The organism is Aquimarina addita, assembly GCF_039539305.1.
Taxonomy (GTDB): Bacteria; Bacteroidota; Bacteroidia; order Flavobacteriales; family Flavobacteriaceae; genus Aquimarina; species Aquimarina addita.
Map to the genome: position 1 here is coordinate 78,203 of NZ_BAABCW010000008.1, position 21,599 is coordinate 99,801.

Consider the following 21,599-nt stretch of genomic DNA (forward strand, 5'->3'; position numbering starts at 1 on the left):
TAGCACTAAGCCAATACCGCTTGTACTTTATCAGCAGCTTCTTGAAATTGTACAGCACTCTGTACATCGAGACCACTACTATCAATTAATTCTTTTGCTATATCTGCATTTGTTCCTTGCAAACGTACTATAATAGGAACTTTAATTGCGTCTCCCATATTTTTGTAAGCATCAACGACACCTTGTGCTACGCGATCACAACGTACAATTCCACCAAAAATATTGATCAAAATTGCCTTTACATTATCATCTTTTAAGATAATTCTGAAAGCTTCTTCAACACGTTTAGCATCCGCTGTACCACCTACATCTAAAAAGTTTGCTGGTTCTCCACCCGCTTGCTTAATTAAATCCATAGTGGCCATAGCTAGACCAGCTCCATTTACCATACACCCAACATTACCATCAAGATCTACATAGTTAAGTCCAACCTCATTAGCCTCTACTTCTATTGGATTTTCCTCTCGGATATCTCTCATATCTACATAATTCTTATGACGATATAAGGCATTGTCATCAATAGTAACCTTAGCATCTACAGCCATAATTTTACTATCACTTGTCTTTAAAACCGGATTAATTTCAAATAATGAAGAATCTGATTGCACATACGCTGTATATAAAGCTCCTACAAATTTTGTCATTTCTTTAAAAGCGACCCCACTTAATCCCAGGTTAAATGCAATACGTCTTGCTTGAAAAGGCAATAAACCAACAGAAGGATCTATTTCCTCTGTAAATATTAAATGTGGTGTTTCTTCTGCAACAGTCTCTATATCCATTCCTCCTTCTGTAGAATACATAATCATATTACGTCCAGAAGCACGGTTCAACAATACAGACATATAATATTCATCCGGCTCGCTATCACCTGGATAATATACATCTTCTGCTACTAATACCTGATGTACCTTCTTTCCTTCTGCAGATGTCTGCGGAGTAATTAAATTCATCCCTATTATCTGTCCTGCAATATCCTCTACTTCCTGAAGATTTTTTGCAAGCTTCACTCCACCACCTTTTCCTCGGCCACCAGCATGCACTTGTGCTTTGATCACATGCCAACCTGTACCTGTTTCTGCGGTTAATTGTTTTGCAGCAGCAACTGCTTCTTTTGCATTTTGCGCTACCATACCGCGCTGAATGCGGACACCGAAGCTGCTTAATATCTCTTTACCCTGATATTCGTGTAAGTTCATAGTCTTTTATTTTACCTTTTTGAATAGGAGTTTCAAAAATAGGAAAAGTGAAGTTACTGTGCCAATCTTTTACGGTAAAAAGCACACGATTAAACCAGCTTTAAGATAATCCTAAAATCTTATTAAGAAAATTGATCAAAAATCAAATTTTTACTTCTATAATTTAAAATCCTCAAAATCTAAAGGATCAAAATTCTTAAAGTGTCCATTCATTAAAATGACTTCTTTTGCCCTATTCATCTCACGAACTACAGGAATTGTTGATTTTAAATGAGCTATAAGATACGTAAGCCGTTCTAGTTCGCTTCTTAATTTCAATAATTGGTATTCCTGTTCTAAGGATAATCCAACCTTATGCGCTACTTGATAACTAATAAAAGGAATTGTAAAAACCGGAGGCTTATCAATGGTCAATTCTACATACAATATTGCAATATTTCTAAGCAACTCTTCTTGTAACTCTTCCTTACCATCATCCGTATCTTGCATGAAATCAACCTCACCTCCTGCATATAATCTATCTGGCAGTTCCTGTGAAAAACTTTTTACCCTAAACACTCTCTTACCAATACAAATAACATCACTCTCTCCTCCCGGGTACTTTTTTTCTACTTTCTGTAATAGTACTTCTGTACCATAATCTAATTTTTTATTAATATAAGTAGGTATCCCAAAGGAAATTTTATTTTGTAGACAATCTGTTATAAGTTGCTGGTATCTCTCTTCAAAAATGTGCAATGCTAAACGTTCACCTGGATACACTACGGATTGTAAAGGAAACAATGGAATCATTTTTATTTTAAAAATACTAATAAACTACTTCTTGACCACGTAAACCCACGTTAAAAATTAAAATGACAATTTAAAATCTGATTTTTTACATATTTAGAGGTTGATATATCTAATTTTATTAATAATTTCGTAGGCTTAAATTTAAAACGCCATGAATAACTCTAATTTATTAGCTATTGCAAAAGAGTTTGGGAGTCCAATCTATGTATATGACTCCGAAAAGATTACATCACAGTACCAACGACTTACATCTGCGTTTAAGAAAGTCAAACACGTAAAACTTAATTACGCAGTAAAGGCACTATCTAATCTTGCAATATTAAAGTTAATGAATTCTTTAGGAGCCGGACTAGATACGGTCTCTATTCAGGAAGTACAATTAGGTCTTCTGGCAGGTGTATCGCCATCCAACATTATTTTTACTCCTAATGGTGTATCCTTAGAAGAAATTGAAGAAGTTTCTGCTATGGGGGTGCAAATAAACATTGACAATCTATCCATATTAGAACAATTCGGTACCAAACATCCTAATGTTCCAGTATGTATTAGAATTAATCCTCACGTGATGGCCGGTGGAAACAGTAATATTTCTGTAGGTCATATCGATAGTAAATTTGGAATTTCAATTCATCAAATTCCACATATTTTACGTATTGTAGAAAATACAGGCATGAATATTAATGGTATTCACATGCACACAGGAAGTGACATTTTAGACATTGACGTATTTTTATATGCAAGTGAGATCTTATTTGATACCGCTAAGCATTTTAAAAACCTGGATTTTATCGATTTCGGAAGTGGTTTTAAAGTTCCTTATAAAGAAGGTGATATTGAAACAAATATTGAGGAATTTGGAGAAAAGTTAACTAAACGTTTTAATAGTTTCTGTAAAGAGTATGGTAAAGAATTGATACTTGGTTTCGAACCGGGTAAATTTTTAGTAAGTGAAGCTGGATACTTTTTAGCACAAGTAAATGTTGTAAAACAGACAACATCTACTGTATTTGCCGGAATTGACAGTGGTTTTAATCATTTGATCCGACCTATGCTATATAATTCATACCACGATATTATCAATATCTCCAACCCTAATGGAAGAGAGCGTTTTTATTCTATTGTAGGGTATATTTGTGAAACAGATACATTTGCAACAAACAGAAGAATTTCTGAAATTACAGAAGGTGATATTGTAGCTTTTAAAAATGCAGGTGCTTATTGTTACTCAATGTCCAGTAATTATAATTCTCGCTACCGCCCAGCAGAAATATTGTGGCACAATAATGAAGCACATTTGATACGTAAACATGAAACGTTTGATGACCTTACTAAAAATCAGGTAGATGTTGATCTATTTGCTCCATTAGAAGCGGCAACAAAGTAGTTATATACTATTTTAGAAACCAATAATCGTATATAAGTAAGCGCAGAATAATAATATATTCTGCGCTTACTCATTATAAAGAATAAATCAATTAAACATAAATTTACCAAACATAGTTAAATTGTTACATTTTTTAAAAAATGAATAAATTTTACACATTCTTTTTTATGATTATGGTTTCGCTTTATGTTTCTGGCCAAAACAATAAAGAATACTCTAAGCTTATTAATGAAGCAGTTAATTATTATAAAAAAAGGAATTCAAACTATCTATTGATACCTACAAAAAAGCATTTATAATAATTGATACTAACAGTAGGGATCTATACAATATAGCTTGTTCTTATGCACTACTCAATCAACAAGATGAAGCTTTTTATTATCTAAAAAGATCTATTGAAAACGGTTTTAATGATATCAACACTATAGAAAAAGATAGCGATCTGTATCAATTACATTCTCATATTGACTGGGAAAATATTATTGAATCAATAAAAGAACACAATTCCAAAACACTTACTGAGTACCAACTTTTCACCAAAATAATATCTTTAATTCATTTAAATAAGTCGAAATCGATATGGGAATTATGCAGTACTCATTATACTGATACTACAGATCAGAATAATTTTAACAAGAATATAGAGTCAATATCTAAACTATTAGAAAAGGAAAAAATCAAAAACACAGAGCTTCCCAAAATACATCCTAAACGTTCTTTTAGGTATACAGATAAAGTATTAAATAATAAAATTAGTGAATACGACTATTTGATTATCCCTAATCACTTTAGACACTATGTGCAAAACCTTTTAGTTAAACCCATGGGGTATGTAATTAAAATTCAATTAATAGAAGAAAATTACCAGTGGTACTTATCGAAAATCACACTTCAAAACAATTATTTTAACCTACTTATCAAACTGATGATGAATTAACCAACTTCTATAAAATTCAGGATTCATTAACAGTCAGAGTATCCTCTGAAGAAAACAATGAAATTTATGCAAACGAATGGACGATTAAAAAAGAAGCAATTACTCAATTATTAGAAAGAAAGAGAACACTACACTATATAAAAGCTTCTGATCTGGAAGCATTAGAAAACAAAACGATCCTTGATTCTTCAAAGGTACATTCTATTTCATACATCTCTTATGATAAAAACAACTTTCCTTTCATTAAAAAAAAGAAGAAAATAAGTAAGTTTGAATGTATCTATTTCAAGAATAATACAAACCTTATTTGGATATCTAACGGAACCAAATATGGTTTTTATAACATTGAGAACATAAACGATTAAATTATTCAAGAAGCAGCTATTTATCAATATGATATTAGTTACTGATACAAATTTCACTAAATTAGAGAATGAAATTACATCATCAATATAAGCTAACTAGATATAATTAATTTTAAAAAAATGTCAATAACAAAGGAAGAAGAACTGATAGGAATGAAAAAGATCAGTGAAGTCGTTGGTACTACACTAAAATTAATGCGCGAATATACCAAAGTTGGAATCTCAACTAAAGAATTAGACGAATACGGAGGAAAAATTTTAGAAAAATTTGGAGCTAAATCTGCGCCTTTTAAAACTTATGGCTTCCCAGGATACACCTGCATATCTGTAAATAATGAAGTTGCGCATGGTATTCCTTCCAGAACTAAAATATTACAAGAAGGAGATTTGATTAACATTGATGTTTCAGCAGAACTAAATGGATTTTGGTCTGATAACGGAGGATCTTTTGTTCTTGGCAAGGATATTCATCATCATCAACCATTAGTAGATGCATCAAAAAATATTCTAAGAAAGGCAATTAACACTATCAAAGGAGGTGTAAAAATTTCTGATGTTGGATATTTAATAGAAACTGAAGCAAAAAAATCAGGTTACAAAGTAATTAAAAACTTAGCAGGTCACGGTGTTGGAAGAAGTTTACATGAAGAACCTGAAAATATTTTAAATTATCGGGTTAAAACAAACAAGCAAAGGTTTAAGAAAAATACAACTGTTGCCATTGAAACTTTTATCTCTACTAAATCTATCAATGCTATAGAATTAAAAGATGGCTGGACATTGATTGGAGATAAAGGAGGATATGTAACTCAGCACGAACATACAATTTTAGTAACCGACGCTAAGCCTATTATACTAACTAAGGCAAATCAGATATGGGAATAAACCGCTTACCATATATAGATAAAAATAAGACAATACAATAGTACCTTATTTCTAACTAAAATATCTAATTCATAAATTATACCGGAGGCTGAAAGACTGCCTCTACATCATTCTAATATTTCTTACAAGATGCTCTAAGCCATTTAATTTAAGCTCGTAGACAGTCTCAAGTTGTAAGCCTAATGCTCCTTTAGGAAAACCTTTATTATGATACCACACTATATAATATTCTGGCAGATCAATAAGGTATCTATCTTTGTATTTACCAAAAGGCATTTTGGTATTAGAAAGTTTTATTAAGAAATCTTTTTGGACTTGTTGATTCACGATAAAAATGTGCTTTATTTAGAAAAATTTCTATAATACCACATCAAATTCTCAACCTTATTCTCCCACTTCATCTGGCTCTCTTTATTTTTTGAATGCTCCGTTTCTTTATCATATTGCTCTTGCATATTAACCCTCATACGCTCCACCCTCTTATACATTGTATTTAAGTCCTTTCTAACATTATTACTAGGTCTGTACTCCTGAAGCTTTTTTCTCATAATTCTGGCGTGTAACTCTGAGATATCAAAATGGAGTTGTTCATGTACGAGTAAGTATTTAGTAGATTGCCCTTTTTTAACCCAAGACAAGGATGGATAGCAAAAACTATCAACATCATATTTTAATTCTATTTTACCGTAATCTTTACTTATGGACCATTGATAGGTAATCCCTGTATTAACGCTAGCATCAAAGTCACTCTTCAAATTGGGCTCTCCTCTAAAATCTGACCACTCTAATGTACTCTTTTCCGCATAAGAAAAACGTTCTACATAACCATGATTAGCAAAAACTAAAACTAAAATAATGGCAAAAAGTTTACTCATACTTGTAATAATTACACCCTGCTAAAAATTAATTCTTTTTTTCATTATTTTAAAATAAAAATTAATAAATACCGGGGCAAATATTTATAAAATTTATTAAAAAATATTATCTCTATTAAATAATAAACAAAGATTACAATATATCTGTGGTATCAAAATCTTTTTAGCAAAACAAATACCTCTACATTTTCGTATCTAATTTAATGTAAACAAATTTAATGCCACATGTTTTTAATCTTCAACAGATTATTAAATAAATTTAAATAAAACTATTCAATGACTGTTAATTTTAAATTATCATCAAATTTAATAAGATAACACGCTTTATTAAAATAACCACCTAAGGTTTTTTTAGCATAATTAAATTTATTTTCAACATATTCTGTTGTGCCTTCAAAAGTTGCCGCATGATATAAATCATCTGCACTTCCTAAACGCATTAAAATATCATACGTTATATCAAAACCTCTTACCGCATATTTACTAGGAATAGTTCCATTATTCTCTTTAATATACCTTGCTACAAAAGGTGTAGTTGATTCTTTGATCGAATTATCAAATTCTTTATCAATAGAAGGGTAATGTAAGTGCAACTTAGACCAATACTCATTTTTTATATTATCATCATCAAAAGCATCATTTTTATCAGTCGTAAACAAAGTGATTTTATTACTTTCTGCTTTAGCATTGAGCAATGCATTAATATTACTAATCATAGATACATCATCTGATTCTAAAAATATCCAATTTGGCTTATTTTTAGCCAGAACCTTTCTTAAATTCACCTCATGTAAGTAGTTTCCTTTTTCTATTTTTGCCACTTTTGCCGCCGGAAATTTAGCTGTCAATTTCTTACGTATCTCTTCAAACTTAGCGCCAGGCTGTATGATAAGAATAATATTTTTATCTGTTGAATCTTTTTCAACGAATTTAATTACTTTATCCTGTAGCATGATATCTGTGGGTCTGGTCTGGAAAAAGTTACCATATAACTTTGATTCCTTTTTAGAAATAGGAGAAAACACTGGTGTATCATAAACTTTTAATGAAGCAGCAATGGCTTCCACATTGGCCTGATATAACGGACCAATAATCGCATCCATTTCATCAAAATTATTAGTAGCAATAACTTGCTTAAGATATCCTACATTATTATTTTTTTGAGTATCAAAAACACTCAACTCAGAACTAATTCCTTTAGTCTTTGCAGAATCTATGGCTATTAAAACACCTTTATAAAAGTCTATAGCAACTCGTACCCCTTTTTTTTCTTTAATATAATCCTCTGCCTCCTGTCTAGAGTCCTTTTCTAAGTTCTCTAAGCCAAATGGTAACATAATAGCTATTTTTTTAGGCTTAAAATTCCATAGCATAGTACTGAGATCGTCTCGTTTTACCTCAGCAAAATCAATGGCAAGAGAATCTTTTGTTTCTTGCACAGGAAGTGTAATCACCATTCCTGCTTTAAGACCATCTCTAAGGTAAGGATTCATTTTAAACAATGAATCTGAAGATATTTGTGTGCGTTTAAGAATACTATAAATTGTTTCTTTTGGTTGCACCTCATATAATTCGAACCCAGATTCTATAGTTTCCTCTAATGGAACAAAAATCACGGTAGGTACGATAAGTTCCATTCCTACGGGAAACCCCGGATCCATTTTTGGGTTCAGTTGTTCTAACTCTGCAATAGTAATCCCGTGTCTTCTGGCAATACCAAATTTAGTCTCTTTTGGTTTTACCACGTATTTAGTAGTTGTAGAAATTCTGCTTGTTGTATTACCTCCTTCTTGGGTAATAACTTCTGTGGATTTCTCAAAAACAGGAATTCTTAATCTGTCTTTCTTTTTTATCTCCTCAGAATAGAGCCTCTTATTATGTTTTTTGATGTCATCTATAGTAATATTATATTTTTTTGCTATCCCATAAAGCGTTTCCTTTCTTGCCACTTTATGCGTTTTAAAACTAACAATTTTTCGTATTTCTTCGAGGGGTTTTATATTATCTAAGATACTATCTTTTACCACGGTATTAGTAGTATTTCCAATAACAGGTTCTCCCTTTTGCAGTGGAGCAATTCTCAAAACTTGTCCTAAATTAATCCCATTTACAGCTTCTGGATTTAATTCATAAATAGCTTCTGGTGTAATACCATACTTTTTTGAAATATTGTAAACAGTGTCCCCTTTTTCAACAGTATGAATCTTATATTCTTTATCATTAGTAACCGGAATTGCCAAAATCTGTCCCTCAACAATTCCTTCTTTTGCTGTGGGATTCATCTTATAAATTTCTTCTGGAGTAGTATTATATCGCTTTGCGATTCTGTATACATTTTCTCCATTAGCAACTTTATGACTTTTATATTGCTGTGCATTACTGTATTGTACTACGATGAGCAATAAAAAGAACATCAAAAAATTTCTCATAAAACTATTTTTTATTATTGGTTTACTACTGTAACCAAATCTTAGCATATTACTATTCTAAACAATTTCTTATTCCCACTCTATGGTAGCGGGTGGTTTAGAACTAATATCATACACTACTCTATTAACGCCTTTTACCTTGTTTATTATCTCATTCGAAGTTTTCTGCAAAAATTCGTATGGAAGATTCACCCAATCCGCCGTCATTCCATCAGTACTTTCTACTGCTCTTAATGCCACACATTTTTCATAAGTCCTTTCATCACCCATCACTCCTACACTTTGAACAGGTAATAAAATTGCTCCGGCTTGCCAGACTTTATTATAAAGACCAGAATCCTTGAGCCCATTAATAAAAATGGCATCAACTTCTTGCAAAATACTAACTTTTTCTGAAGTAATATCACCCAAAATACGGATTGCAAGTCCGGGTCCCGGAAAAGGATGTCTTCCTAAAAGTTCAGGATCAATTCCCATAGATGCTCCAACACGTCTTACTTCGTCTTTAAATAACATTTTTAATGGCTCTACCACTTTCAATTTCATAAAATCCGGTAAACCTCCTACATTATGATGTGATTTAATAGTTGCAGATGGACCTCCGTTTACAGAAACAGATTCTATTACATCAGGATAAATAGTTCCTTGCGCCAACCACTTAGCATCTTCTATCTGGTGTGACTCATCATCGAAAACATCTATAAACACTTTACCAATGATTTTACGTTTCCCTTCGGGATCACTTTCTCCAGCTAGCTCATCCAAAAAACGTGCCGAAGCATCTACTCCTTTTACATTGAGTCCCATTCCTTTGTACTGATCAAGAACAGATGAAAATTCATTTTTACGAAGTAATCCATTATTCACAAAAATACAATGAAGGTTTTCTCCAATGGCTTTATGTAATAATATTGCAGCAACAGTAGAATCTACTCCACCACTAAGCCCAAGTACTACTTTATCATTTCCGATTTTTTTCTTTAAATCTGCAACAGTACTATCTACAAATGAATCCGGAGTCCAATCAGGAGTAATTTTTGCTATTTCTATAAGAAAATTATGTAATAATTGCTTTCCGTCAGTTGAATGATATACTTCTGGATGAAATTGAATACCATACGTATCTTCTCCACTAATTTTATAAGCAGCATTTTCTACATCATTCGTACTTGCTAATAATTCAGCTCCTGTTGGTAATTCTTTTATGGTATCACTGTGGCTCATCCATACCTGAGAGCCTGCATCTATATGTTCGAAGAATTTCTGATCCCGCTTGATGAACGAGAGATTAGCTCTACCATACTCTCTGTTATTAGATGGTGCTACCTTTCCTCCACCAAAATGTGCCAAATACTGAGCACCATAGCAAACGCCCAAAAGAGGCTTACTACCTCTAATTGCTGACAGATCAGGATGCGGCGCATCTTCACCTCTTACCGAAAATGGAGAACCCGAAAGTATGACTGCTTTGAATTCAGATAATGTATCTGGTGGTTTATTGTATGGGTGGATTTCACAATATATATTTAACTCTCTAACTCTTCTTGCTATAAGTTGAGTATATTGAGATCCAAAATCTAAGATAAGTACGTTATTTTGCATAGGCAAAAATAAAATTAAATTATAACCCTCGAAATCCTAGCCAATATAATTTTACAATTCATTGGGTATTTTACTAACACTTTGTTAATAGACTTCAAAAATAAGGACATACTTACTATTTTTAAATAAAAACTGTAAAAGAGAATAGTACTTTGAGAGTTTCTTTAATTACGTTAGGCTAATAAGCTCTTTCTCTAATAAAATTCATAGAACTCATGTCCGATATTATATTTTCTTCTATTGTGGTAGATCTTAAAAATGCTCTTGAAAACAAAGAGCATCCATTTAGATATTTTACATTAGCTACCTCTGATATAAACTATTCTCCACGATTACGAACGGTAGTTTTAAGAAATGTAGATAAAGATCTTACCCTTATGATTTATACGGATCATAGGTCAAAAAAGGTGACACATATTCTGGAACATGAGGTGGTGAGTCTTCTATTTTATGACCCTGAGCGATTATTACAGATTACCATGAGAGCAAAAGCTACCATTGTTACGGATCCTCATACATTAAAAACTATGTGGTCACAGGTGCCTGTAGGATCAAGAAAGAGTTATACCTCTGAGTTAGCTCCTGGTCAAGAAATTAAAGACCCCGATGAAATAGACTATCTAGATGAAAGACATTTTTTCTCTGCAATCCAAATCATTCCTGAACGTATAGAGTATCTGCGATTAAAACGACCAAATCATATTCGTGTCTTATTCAAAAAAAATAAAAATAACTGGAAAGGTAATTTCATAGCACCATAAAAAAAGATTTCTAGAGATAATGACTGAGGTCTAGTTTTTATTAAATTTAAAAGAATCATTTTTCTCCCCCGAAATAATTTTACCAATATACAGACCTTGTTGTAAATGTGATACATTAAAAACAGCACTGGTTACTGTAGGAGGAATTCTATCAGTAAAGACTTGTTGACCACTCATATTATAAATAGTAATATCTTTTGCAGTTTCTACATCTGACGTTGCAAATTTCAAAATAGTATTTACAGGATTGGGACCTATCTCAAAAGATAGTTGAGCAACGGACTCACCAACACTCAAAGTATTACCTATTACATATTTAATCCCCTCTTCAATATGTCTAATAAAATTTTCATTATCTACATCTTCTTCATCATAATCACTATCATTATGTCCTAAAGCTGTATAAAAAGAACGTCCTCCCATATATTCTTTATACCAGGAAATTGGTCTGGCTGCATCATAATCATTAGAGCCGGTAGATTCTACCATTAAAACATTAATGTTATCTGGATATAAATATCCTCCAGCATTCAGCCAATAATAGTATTCTTCTGACTTATTCCAAACGTCTCCCGGATTTCCTAAAAAATCAACAGTCGAGTGTGAATTTACCACTGTCATATCTGCATTAAAATTATTACTTGTATGATTTGGAAATTCCGGAGGGTCGGATTGCACAATACCTCCTACTAATTCGTTATAAAATGGCCAGCTCCCATCTCTATAAGTATCTGTGGCAGCATGAATTCCAACAAAACCACCTCCGTTAGCTATAAAATCTTCAAAAGCGGATCGCTGTGACGCATTTAATAAATTATTACCACTAGTATTACACCAGATCACAGCCTTATATTGTGCCAGATTACTTGCAGTAAAATCTGCAGCATCACTGGTAGTTTCTGTAGTCCATAATCCATTACCCTCAGCACTGCCCAGACTCGTGATTAAAGCAACTCCATCATCAATAGAACTGTGAGAAAACCCATTAGTTTTAGTAAAAACTAGTACCTTATCCTGAGCTGACAAGAATGTTGATACTAGACAAAGTAGGGTAATTAAGATCGCTTTTGTTTTCATGAGTATGCGCATTTATATAAGTAACGTTATTGACTTACAATATATTTTATATACAAAGCAGTTATTAACCTGCGGTTGCTTCTACTGTTTTACAATAATAAACTCGGATTTTAATGGATCAAGCTTTTCTATTAACATTGGTATTAACTCTTCTCCGTATTCCAGATACATTTCAGAAAAATTAGTTGTTCTTTCCTGTAAACTCTGATTAGGAAATAGTGTATTCTGGATAATAGCCAATCGTTTTACATGATCCTTTAATTTCCTTTTTTGTGCTTTAAGCAATCTCTTTTCCAGTGCATCTAGCCCCTTTATTTGTTTTACTTCCTGCGCTTTTACTGCTTTAAGAAAAGTAACATCCGTTTCTTCTGCCAATATATACAGAGCTTTAAACTGTTCAATAAGATGTTTTCGCTGCGGATCAAAATTGATTTCAATATCAGAAATCTGACGAACCTTACGATTAATCATTTCGTGTTGTTTTAGAAACAACTCGGTATTGGTCATTTTTAATTTCTTTATTTTTTCTACTTGTTTTTCTGTTTGAATCAATACAGAATTACGCAATAACAGTATCGGAAATGGTATTTTTACAGTGTTAAAATACTCCTTGAGTTCTAGCCAATATGCTAATTCTCCTCCTCCACCTATATAACAAAGATTAGGCAGAATTACTTCTTGATATAGCGGACGCATTATTACATTAGGGCTAAACCGTTCAGGAAACTCTGAGAGTTCTTTTAATAAATCATCTTTACTCCATTTAATTTCTGTTTCATTAACATAATAATTATCTTCTTTTTGGATAATACGCTCTCTAAGACCATCAATAATATAAAACAAATTAATCTCTCTAGGGTTTACCTGTACTTTATATCCTTTATCATCTAGCTTTTTTGCTTGTGACATTACAGAATCATAAGCAACCTGATCCACAAGTTCTTTTTTCATAAAAGGAACATATACTTGCTTTAACTCTTTGTCATCAGCATCTATGATAACCAAACCGTAGTCCCCAAACAATTCATTAGCAAGGTATCGGGTGGCATCTGACAGGTTTGAATGTCTTAAATAGGCTTCTTTAAAAAGTGATTTTAATCGCTCCGCATTCTGTCCCAGACCAATTTCTGTGGAAAACACTTCGAAAACTGTATCTAATCCATTTGTATCAAAGGTACCAACAGTTCCTCCATCCTTACGATTCCATTGTATTTTCTTTCCTTTAAAATTAAAATAATTAATCTCATCAAAATCATGATCTTCTGTAGCCATCCAGTATATCGGTACAAAATCATATAAAGGATATTCCTTTTTTAGTTCTTTAGTTAAATTTATAGTAGAAATAATTTTGTACAAAAAATAGAGCGGTCCCGTAAATAAATTTAGTTGATGACCTGTGGTTATCGTAAATGTTGTATCATCAGATAATCTGGAAATATGATCCTGTGTCAATTGTGTACTATCCACAGAGGTATACTGAGCCTGTAGTATTTGTTTTAAAACTTTTCGGTTCTTCTCAGGAAATGAAGCTTCTTTCTCAGCTATCTGATCTTTAAAATTTTCAATTGTTGGAAATCGATGGTAAAACTCTTTTAACTCAGGTTTTTGATCCAAATAATCACAAATAAATGATGAAAAGTAATTCGTTTCTCTAAACGGAATACACTCACTAGGCATATATATTCTTTTTAGCGGCTATGGTATAATAGCGTATTATAAATCTTTTTTTTTGAAGGCTCAGTTTGTATGATGGTTATTATCAATATAACGATACCTTTTTTTGTTGGAGCATAAATATACACCAGTTTACAAATACAAATCCTAAATTTTAGTTAATACAATTTACATCCTAAATTTAAGGAGGTATTTTACTGCCTATAAAAGTTTATCAATGAAAAAATTACTGTGTTTGCTTCTTTTTCTTATTACGATTTCGATCAATTTCGCTCAAGATAACATCCAGTCACCAGCTACTTTTTTAGGCTATGAAATCGGGAGTCAATTTACACGTCACGCAGATGTTATTAATTACTTTAATCATCTTGCTAAGAATTCTGACCTGGTCAGTTATCAAATATATGGCAAGACAAATGAACGACGACCATTAACATATGGAATTATTACAAGTCCTGAAAATCAAAAAAATATAGAAAATATACGAATAGATCATCTTAAAAATGCAGGAATGCTTGAAGGAAACAGTAACCCTGAGATCGCAATTGTTTGGTTAAGTTATAATGTACATGGTAACGAAGCCTCTAGCACAGAGGCTGCAATGCAAACCATGTATCAACTAATTACAGAAAAACAAGAATGGCTTAAAAACACCGTAGTTATTATTGATCCTTGTGTTAATCCAGATGGAAGAGATCGTTATGTAAACTGGTATAATCAAATCAAAGCAACACCTTTTAACACGGATCAAAATGCTACAGAACATCACGAACCCTGGCCAGGAGGAAGACCTAATCACTATCTTTTTGACCTCAATAGAGATTGGGCATGGGCAACGCAAATAGAATCATCTGAGCGTCTTAAAATTTACAACCAGTGGATGCCACATGTCCATGTAGATTTCCATGAACAAGGAATTAATGAACCTTATTATTTTGCGCCCGCTGCAGAACCTTTTCATGAAGTTATCACACCATGGCAAAAAGAATTTCAAACACAAATTGGTAAAAATCATGCAACTTATTTTGATAAAGCGGGATGGTTATATTTTACTAAAGAAAGTTTTGACCTGTTATATCCCAGCTATGGTGATACGTACCCTACATTCATGGGAGCCATTGGCATGACCTATGAACAAGCAGGTCATGGAAGAGCAGGTCTTGGCATACAAACGGATCAGGGCTATGTTTTAACCTTAAAAGAACGTGCATTACATCACACCACTACAGGGCTTTCTACCATCGAAATCTCATCAAAAAATGCTATAAAATTAAATACTGAATTTAAAAAATTCTTTACAAATTCTGAAGTAAAATACAAAAGCTACATATTAAATGGCGAAACTGATCATATTGAATCTCTAATTAAACTTTTAAACAAGCATGAGATCAAATATGGATATACGAATAGTAACAAAATTAACGGATTCAACTTTAGAGAAAATAAACAAGGAATTATAAATGCTAATGGGGCTATAGTCATAAATACGGATCAGCCTAAAGCAAAAATGATCAAAGTGCTTTTTGAACCAGATACCAGATTAAGCGATTCTCTAACTTATGATATTACAGCTTGGAACATTCCTCACGCCTATGGATTAGAAGCGGTTGCCTCAACTACTTTAACATCTGTAAACAGTGATACTGAAAAGAAAATAATCACTAATAAAACAGCCGCATCTGGTGCTGGGTATATAGCTAAATGGAATAGTATGAGAGATGCTGCATTTTTAACAGATCTGTTACGTCAAGATATCCGAGTACGGTTTAGTGAAAAAGATTTTACTAATCATGATAAAAAATTTAAAAAAGGGAGTCTAATTATTACTAAAAGTGATAATAAACGAATCAAAAATTACGATTCTTTAATGGTAAAAATTGCCAATACGCATCAACGTGAACTACATATTGCTCCTTCTGGATTTGCTACAAAAGGTGTAGATTTTGGATCATCACACATAAAATTAGTTAACAAGCACAAAATTGCCGTACTCAAGGGAAAACATACTTCCTCTTTAAATTATGGTGAAATCTGGCACTTCTTTGAACAGCAACTTGCTTATCCAATAACATCCATAGACACTGAATATTTTAAAGATGTAGATCTACATAGGTATAATATCTTAATCATTCCTGATGGTAGTTACAAAGAATTTCTGAATGGAAAGACACTAGAAAAATTAAAAAAATGGATTCATAATGGTGGGAAAATTATTGCCATTAAGGATGCTCTTAAAGTTTTTGCAAATCGAAATGATTTTGGACTTACCAGTAATAAATCTAAAAATAAGAAAAAAGATTATATTGGCAATTTAATCCCATACGATAAGCGGGAACGTGATCAAGTAAAAAGTTTTATTACTGGTAGTATATTTAAAACAAAAGTAGACACCTCTCATCCTATGGCGTTTGGATATCAAGACACCTATTTTAGTTTAAAATTAGGAAAAGAATCCTATTCATTATTACAGGAAGGATATAATATTGCTTACATGAAAGAACCTATATCTGTTTCTGGTTTTGCGGGTAAAAGTGCGACAGATGGTTTAGAAAATTCATTGGTTTTTGGTGAAGTAACTATTGGTAACGGTGCGATCATCTATATGGTAGACAATCCGTTGTTCAGATCATTTTGGGAATCAGGAAAATTATTTTTCACTAACGCTCTGTTTTTTACTAATGCCAACACCTTTAATTCTTACTAATTTTTAATAGGAATGATGTATCAATACTTTTAGATTATATATTTATTAAAAACTATAAATGATATTAAAAATCCATATAATCAAATCCAACATATCATGAAAACTCAATATATCATCCATAAACAAAACCTTATAATTATTGGTATAATACTTACTTGTATGAGTTGTAATAAAACGAAAGAACCTTCTAAACCAAAACAAGCAGAAGAAAAAATTACAAATATTCTTTTACGGGAATGGACGGGTCCCTATGGCGGTGTTCCTGCATTTGATCAAATGAACATTATGGATGTGAAGCCAGCTTTAGAAAAAGGTATGATGCTCCATCTTAATGATATCGATAAGATTACAGAAAATAAAGAAGAACCAACTTTTGAAAATACAATTATTCCGTATGAAAAGGCAGGAGCTGAACTTGATAGAGCATTAAAATATTATGGTATCTTGAGCAGCAATATGTCTTCACCAGAGTTTAGAAATATCCGTAAAGAAATGGCTCCTTTAATTTCTGATTTTCGTTCAAAAATTTCGCAAAACGAAGAGTTATTTAAGAGAATAGAAACAATTTATAACAACGCATTAAAACAACCATTAGAAGCTGATCAACAAAGAGTAGTACAATTAATCTATGAAGAATTTGCCATGAATGGTGCTACCTTAGATACTGAAAAAAAGAAACGATACGCAGCAATCAATAAAGAATTATCTGGGCTATATACTAATTTCTCTTCTAATATTTTAGCAGATGAGGAGAAATATGTAACCTATCTGACAAAAGAACAATTAGGAGGATTACCAGAACCGATGATCAAAGCATATGCCAAAGCAGCCACTGATAAAGGAAAGGAAAATAGCTACGCTATTACAAATACAAGATCATCTATGGATCCTTTTCTTACCTACGCTACAGACAGATCACTGAGAGAAAAAGTTTGGAGAACCTACTACTCCAGAGGAGATAATGGCGATGAAAAAGACACTAAAGATATCATTGTTAAGATTCTACAACTTAGAAAGGAACGTGTAGCATTATTAGGTTATGATAATTTTGCAGACTGGAGATTACAAAACAGAATGGCAAGGAACCCTGAGAACGCCATGAAACTTATGAATACTGTATAGCCTGCAGCCATAGCTCGCGTAAAGGAAGAAGTTGCTGATATGCAATTTATTGCAAATACTAATGGTGATAAAATAACTATCGAACCCTGGGATTATCGATATTATGCAGAAAAAGTAAGAAAGAAAAAATATGATTTAGATTCTGATGAAGTGAAGCAATATTTACAACTTGATAAGCTCACAGAAGCTATGTTTTTTGTAGCTGGAGAATTATTCAATTATACATTCACAGCAATAGAGAAAGGAGTTGTGCCCGTATTCCATGAGGATGTACAAGTTTGGGAAGTAACAGACAAAATAACTGGCGAGCACATAGGGTTATGGTACTTAGATCCTTTTGCCAGGATTGGTAAAAGATCAGGTGCCTGGGCTACGACATATAGAAGTCACACTACCTTTGATGGTAAAAAAACAGTTTTAGGATCTAATAACTCTAATTTTATCAAACCTGCGCCTGGAGAAGCCGTTTTAGTTTCCTGGGATGATGCTACTACTTTTTTTCACGAATTCGGACATGCGTTACACTTCTTTTCTTCAGAGGTACGTTACCCTACATTAAATAGTGGTGTTAGAGATTATACAGAGTTTCAATCTCAATTACTAGAACGTTGGTTATCTACTGATAAGGTAATTGATAATTATCTGGTTCATTATAAAACAGGAGCTCCGATGCCAAAAGAATTGATTACAAAGATTAAAAAAGCTGCTACCTTTAATCAAGGTTTTGGTACTACAGAATACCTAGCCTCCGCACTCATAGATATGAAACTTCACTTGGTAGACCCAGCTGATATTGATATCGAGAAGTTTGAAAAAGAAACGTTAGCAACATTACAAATGCCAAAAGAATTAGTAATGCGTCACCGTACTCCTCAGTTTGGTCACGTATTCTCTGGAGAAGGGTACGCTACAGCCTATTATGGTTATTTATGGGCAGATGTTTTAACTGCGGATGCTGCAGAAGCTTTTGCGGAAGCTCCAGATGGCTTTTACGATAAAGAGATGGCAGCAAAATTGGTGAAATATCTGTTTGCACCACGTAACTCAATGGACCCAGCAGAAGCTTACCGTAAATTTAGAGGACGAGATGCCAAAATAGAAGCATTAATGCGAGATCGAGGATTTCCTATTACTGACCAGAAACGATAAATAATCGGTTTAGAATTTACCAAATGAACATTTCTCTAATAAAATGTTAGATTATATATTAAAAAACACTCCTTAAACAAATTAATATGAGTGAAAAAATTGGATTAAAAGACGCTATTTCTATTGGAATTGGAGGAATGGTAGGAGGTGGTATATTCGCTGTTCTTGGTCTTGCTGTTTCTTTGGCAAAAGGTGGTACACCGATAGCCTTTCTTTTTGCTGGTTTAATTGCATTATTGACAGCATATTCGTACGCCAAACTTTCTAAGAAATATCCAGAAAATGGAGGAACCGTTAAATTTATTCATCAACAGTTTGGAAACGGTATTTTTGCTGGTGGGATTAATAATCTTTTATGGATAAGTTACATAGTGATGTTAGCACTTTATTCATCTGCATTTGGCTCGTATGGTGCAGAACTAATTTCTATAACTGATACAAAATCAATTGATATAAAAATCTTTCAGACATCTATCCTTTTATTTGCATTATTAATTAATTATTTAAGTGTCAAACTAGTAAGTGGGATTGAGTCCATTTCAGTAGTAATAAAATTACTAATTTTGATAGGATTTATAGGCGTCGGGTTATATGGTTTTTCCATACATCCAGAAAATCTGACGCAGCTATCCCCAAAAAATTGGGAGCAGCCTATGCTATTAATTTCGGGTGGCATGGTGATTTTTGTTGCCTATGAAGGTTTTGAATTGATTGCTAATTCTATTTCAGACTTAAAGGACAAAGAAAAGAATACAGAAAAAGCATATTTTGGAGCGGTAGGTTCTGTGGTTGCATTATATCTACTCATTGCTATTGTTACCGTAGGAGCTTTACCTTTTTCAGAAATTGCAAGCGCAGAAGATTATGTATTAGCAAAGGCAGCAGAACCTACCTTGGGGCAAATAGGTTTTACGGTGATTACTATTACTGCATTAATTTCTACTTTTTCTGCCATAAATGCTACTATTTTAGGAAGTGGAAGAGTAAATTATGATATCGCAAAAGATAAAGAATTACCTACTTATTTTTGTCATAAATTATGGGGTAAACCTATTGGTCTACTAATTACAGCATTGATATCTATCATACTTGTAAACGTGTTTAATTTACAAAGTATTTCAACCGCAGGTAGTGCAGGGTTTTTATTAATTTTCTGCGTCGTAAACTATATTGGTTTCAAAAAGCATAAAGAATTAAAATCAAAGAAATGGATTCATTTAGCTGCCAGTATTCTTTGTGGTATGGCTTTTTTTATTTTGATAATTCAACAGTTTCCAAAAAATAAAATTGGAGTTCTTGTTGCTACCGGAATCATATTATTTTGCTTTATATTAGAATGGGGCTATAAAAAAACTGTTTCAAATAATGAAAAATGACTCATGAATTGATCAGTAAAGAGGATACCATAATACATTCTTTTAAAAAATCTTAACTGACCTGATAAAATATTAAATTTTAATTTCATAAAAGATACTTATATTGTAAGTGATTAAAAAACAAGCTTTTTTTGTGATTTATACTACCTAAATTGGCTTATTAGGGATTAATAAAGAACTTTTTAACTATTTTATCCAATGAAAAAAGTAACACTTCAATTAGGATTTATATTCACACTATGTCTTGTAATTACTGACATAAACTCTCAAGACCTCTATCTTATTATCGGTCAATCTAACGCTGCAGGCAGAGACACTAACATTGATATGAATAATGAGGATGCAATCACCGGTAAGGTAAAATATCTGACTGATGATAATCGATTTTTAAAAGCCAGACAACCTCTTAACAGATATTCTGGTATAGGGAAAGATGAGAGTTTACAAGGAGTAAATTTTGGTCTTGAATTTGGTAAGAAGATGAATGCATCTAATGGAAATGATGTTTATTTGGTTGTAAATGCCAGAGGAGGTACGAAAATTGCGCAATGGAGAGATGGTAAATCTACAGGATATTTTGAAAATACTGTAGAAAGAGTAAAGAATGCCAGATCGGTATGTAATTGCGAATTAAAAGGAATTTTATGGCATCAAGGCGAAGGAGATGTAAAGAATGACGGAACCTATACCAGTTCCTATTTTAACTCCCTTACATCACTAATTGAAGAATTAAGAGATGAATTAGGAAACGCTCCTTTTATAGTAGGTCAGTTATATCAACAGAGTAAAAATGATAACTTCAATGATGATATTAAAAAAGTAGACGACCCTAATTTCAGAATTACCAATGTTGATTGGGTAAATACTAATAATTTAACCACTTTTGACGGTACCCATTTTGACGCTCCCTCTAGTAGAATACTAGGACAAAGATATGCTTCTATCATGCAACAGTATTATAGCAACAACGCTCTACCAGTCAAAGAAAATAGAGGAAATGTGAAAAATAATCCTATAATTTCAGAAACCGCCTTAAAAGTTTTTCCTAATCCAACTAACGAAATAATACATATTGCGGGAACTAATGGTAAAGAAACTTTTGAAGTATATAATCTCCTAGGATCCAAAGTAATGGAAACTAAAACTAAAGATTTAAATATTTCTTCCCTCAAATCAGGAACTTATTTTATCATTGTAGACAAAAGTAAACGTCTTCAATTTATCAAAGAATAAGAACCATAACCATTCGCTTGTTGATACTAGTTAAT

Annotated in this window: 15 protein-coding genes and 1 pseudogene; 8 read left to right on the forward strand and 8 right to left on the reverse strand. The window is 32.5% G+C overall.

What is annotated here, in order from left to right; all coding sequences use genetic code 11:
• Positions 1 to 5 precede the first annotated feature (5 nt).
• Both sucC and ABD816_RS11350 read right to left on the reverse strand, forming a co-directional pair.
• Complete coding sequence (gene sucC, locus ABD816_RS11345) at positions 6 to 1,199, reverse strand: ADP-forming succinate--CoA ligase subunit beta (RefSeq protein ID WP_344927421.1); 1,194 nt, start codon at positions 1,197 to 1,199, stop codon at positions 6 to 8.
• 156 nt (positions 1,200 to 1,355) lie between these two features.
• Entirely contained in the window at positions 1,356 to 1,991 is a 636-nt protein-coding gene (locus ABD816_RS11350) for an LON peptidase substrate-binding domain-containing protein (RefSeq protein ID WP_344927424.1), read from the reverse strand.
• Positions 1,992 to 2,142: 151 nt separating this feature from the next.
• On the opposite strand from ABD816_RS11350, the gene lysA reads away from it, so the two are divergent.
• The 3 genes from lysA (at position 2,143) to map (ending at position 5,562) form a co-directional block, all read left to right on the forward strand.
• The gene (gene lysA / locus ABD816_RS11355) at positions 2,143 to 3,375 is read left to right on the forward strand and encodes a diaminopimelate decarboxylase (RefSeq protein ID WP_344927425.1); all 1,233 of its coding nucleotides are present in this window, start codon (positions 2,143 to 2,145) and stop codon (positions 3,373 to 3,375) included.
• Positions 3,376 to 3,706: 331 nt separating this feature from the next.
• Positions 3,707 to 4,312, forward strand: a complete 606-nt coding sequence (locus ABD816_RS22305; RefSeq protein ID WP_425549116.1) for a TPR end-of-group domain-containing protein — start codon at positions 3,707 to 3,709, stop codon at positions 4,310 to 4,312.
• Between the two features lie 485 nt (positions 4,313 to 4,797).
• Positions 4,798 to 5,562: a type I methionyl aminopeptidase gene (map, locus tag ABD816_RS11360; RefSeq protein WP_344927427.1), complete on the forward strand. Its 765-nt coding sequence runs from the start codon at positions 4,798 to 4,800 to the stop codon at positions 5,560 to 5,562.
• A 102-nt stretch (positions 5,563 to 5,664) separates the two neighbouring features.
• Here map and ABD816_RS11365 read toward each other — a convergent pair whose 3' ends face one another.
• The 4 genes from ABD816_RS11365 to guaA form a co-directional block, all read right to left on the reverse strand.
• Positions 5,665 to 5,889: a DUF3820 family protein gene (locus ABD816_RS11365; protein WP_344927428.1), complete on the reverse strand. Its 225-nt coding sequence runs from the start codon at positions 5,887 to 5,889 to the stop codon at positions 5,665 to 5,667.
• Between the two features lie 14 nt (positions 5,890 to 5,903).
• The gene (locus ABD816_RS11370; RefSeq protein WP_344927430.1) at positions 5,904 to 6,437 is read right to left on the reverse strand and encodes a DUF922 domain-containing protein; all 534 of its coding nucleotides are present in this window, start codon (positions 6,435 to 6,437) and stop codon (positions 5,904 to 5,906) included.
• Between the two features lie 269 nt (positions 6,438 to 6,706).
• Positions 6,707 to 8,866, reverse strand: a complete 2,160-nt coding sequence (locus ABD816_RS11375; protein WP_344927432.1) for a LysM peptidoglycan-binding domain-containing protein — start codon at positions 8,864 to 8,866, stop codon at positions 6,707 to 6,709.
• Positions 8,867 to 8,935: 69 nt separating this feature from the next.
• Positions 8,936 to 10,468, reverse strand: a complete 1,533-nt coding sequence (guaA, locus tag ABD816_RS11380; protein ID WP_344927433.1) for a glutamine-hydrolyzing GMP synthase — start codon at positions 10,466 to 10,468, stop codon at positions 8,936 to 8,938.
• 215 nt (positions 10,469 to 10,683) lie between these two features.
• Between guaA and ABD816_RS11385 the strand changes: the two genes are divergently transcribed.
• Positions 10,684 to 11,229: a pyridoxamine 5'-phosphate oxidase family protein gene (locus ABD816_RS11385; RefSeq protein ID WP_344927435.1), complete on the forward strand. Its 546-nt coding sequence runs from the start codon at positions 10,684 to 10,686 to the stop codon at positions 11,227 to 11,229.
• A gap of 30 nt (positions 11,230 to 11,259) precedes the next feature.
• On the opposite strand, the gene ABD816_RS11390 is transcribed toward ABD816_RS11385, so the two are convergent.
• Both ABD816_RS11390 and bshC read right to left on the reverse strand, forming a co-directional pair.
• On the reverse strand, positions 11,260 to 12,306 hold the full coding sequence (locus ABD816_RS11390) for a ThuA domain-containing protein (RefSeq protein WP_344927437.1): 1,047 nt from the start codon (positions 12,304 to 12,306) through the stop codon (positions 11,260 to 11,262).
• Positions 12,307 to 12,387: 81 nt separating this feature from the next.
• A complete protein-coding gene (gene bshC / locus ABD816_RS11395; protein WP_344927438.1) occupies positions 12,388 to 13,983 on the reverse strand; it encodes a bacillithiol biosynthesis cysteine-adding enzyme BshC in 1,596 nt (531 codons plus the stop codon).
• 214 nt (positions 13,984 to 14,197) lie between these two features.
• On the opposite strand from bshC, the gene ABD816_RS11400 reads away from it, so the two are divergent.
• The 4 genes and pseudogenes from ABD816_RS11400 to ABD816_RS11415 all read left to right on the forward strand — a co-directional run bounded on the left by ABD816_RS11400 (position 14,198) and on the right by ABD816_RS11415 (position 21,564).
• The gene (locus tag ABD816_RS11400; RefSeq protein WP_344927440.1) at positions 14,198 to 16,684 is read left to right on the forward strand and encodes a M14 metallopeptidase family protein; all 2,487 of its coding nucleotides are present in this window, start codon (positions 14,198 to 14,200) and stop codon (positions 16,682 to 16,684) included.
• 159 nt (positions 16,685 to 16,843) lie between these two features.
• Positions 16,844 to 18,955, forward strand: a pseudogene (locus tag ABD816_RS11405) (M3 family metallopeptidase).
• An 86-nt stretch (positions 18,956 to 19,041) separates the two neighbouring features.
• Positions 19,042 to 20,331 carry an APC family permease gene (locus tag ABD816_RS11410; protein WP_344927442.1) on the forward strand — a complete coding sequence of 430 codons (1,290 nt, stop codon included), beginning with the start codon at positions 19,042 to 19,044 and terminating at the stop codon, positions 20,329 to 20,331.
• A 198-nt stretch (positions 20,332 to 20,529) separates the two neighbouring features.
• Complete coding sequence (locus ABD816_RS11415; RefSeq protein ID WP_344927444.1) at positions 20,530 to 21,564, forward strand: sialate O-acetylesterase; 1,035 nt, start codon at positions 20,530 to 20,532, stop codon at positions 21,562 to 21,564.
• The last annotated feature ends 35 nt before the right edge of the window (positions 21,565 to 21,599 follow it).

Bases quoted from the DNA above. Each gene is read 5' to 3' on its own strand.
- sucC (WP_344927421.1), bottom strand. From the start codon at position 1,199: ATGAACTTACACGAATATCAGGGTAAAGAGATATTAAGCAGCTTCGGT.
- ABD816_RS11350 (WP_344927424.1), bottom strand. From the start codon at position 1,991: ATGATTCCATTGTTTCCTTTACAATCCGTAGTGTATCCAGGTGAACGT.
- lysA (WP_344927425.1), top strand. From the start codon at position 2,143: ATGAATAACTCTAATTTATTAGCTATTGCAAAAGAGTTTGGGAGTCCA.
- map (WP_344927427.1), top strand. From the start codon at position 4,798: ATGTCAATAACAAAGGAAGAAGAACTGATAGGAATGAAAAAGATCAGT.
- ABD816_RS11370 (WP_344927430.1), bottom strand. From the start codon at position 6,437: ATGAGTAAACTTTTTGCCATTATTTTAGTTTTAGTTTTTGCTAATCAT.
- ABD816_RS11375 (WP_344927432.1), bottom strand. From the start codon at position 8,866: ATGAGAAATTTTTTGATGTTCTTTTTATTGCTCATCGTAGTACAATAC.
- guaA (WP_344927433.1), bottom strand. From the start codon at position 10,468: ATGCAAAATAACGTACTTATCTTAGATTTTGGATCTCAATATACTCAA.
- ABD816_RS11385 (WP_344927435.1), top strand. From the start codon at position 10,684: ATGTCCGATATTATATTTTCTTCTATTGTGGTAGATCTTAAAAATGCT.
- ABD816_RS11390 (WP_344927437.1), bottom strand. From the start codon at position 12,306: ATGAAAACAAAAGCGATCTTAATTACCCTACTTTGTCTAGTATCAACA.
- bshC (WP_344927438.1), bottom strand. From the start codon at position 13,983: ATGCCTAGTGAGTGTATTCCGTTTAGAGAAACGAATTACTTTTCATCA.
- ABD816_RS11400 (WP_344927440.1), top strand. From the start codon at position 14,198: ATGAAAAAATTACTGTGTTTGCTTCTTTTTCTTATTACGATTTCGATC.
- ABD816_RS11410 (WP_344927442.1), top strand. From the start codon at position 19,042: ATGAGTGAAAAAATTGGATTAAAAGACGCTATTTCTATTGGAATTGGA.
- ABD816_RS11415 (WP_344927444.1), top strand. From the start codon at position 20,530: ATGAAAAAAGTAACACTTCAATTAGGATTTATATTCACACTATGTCTT.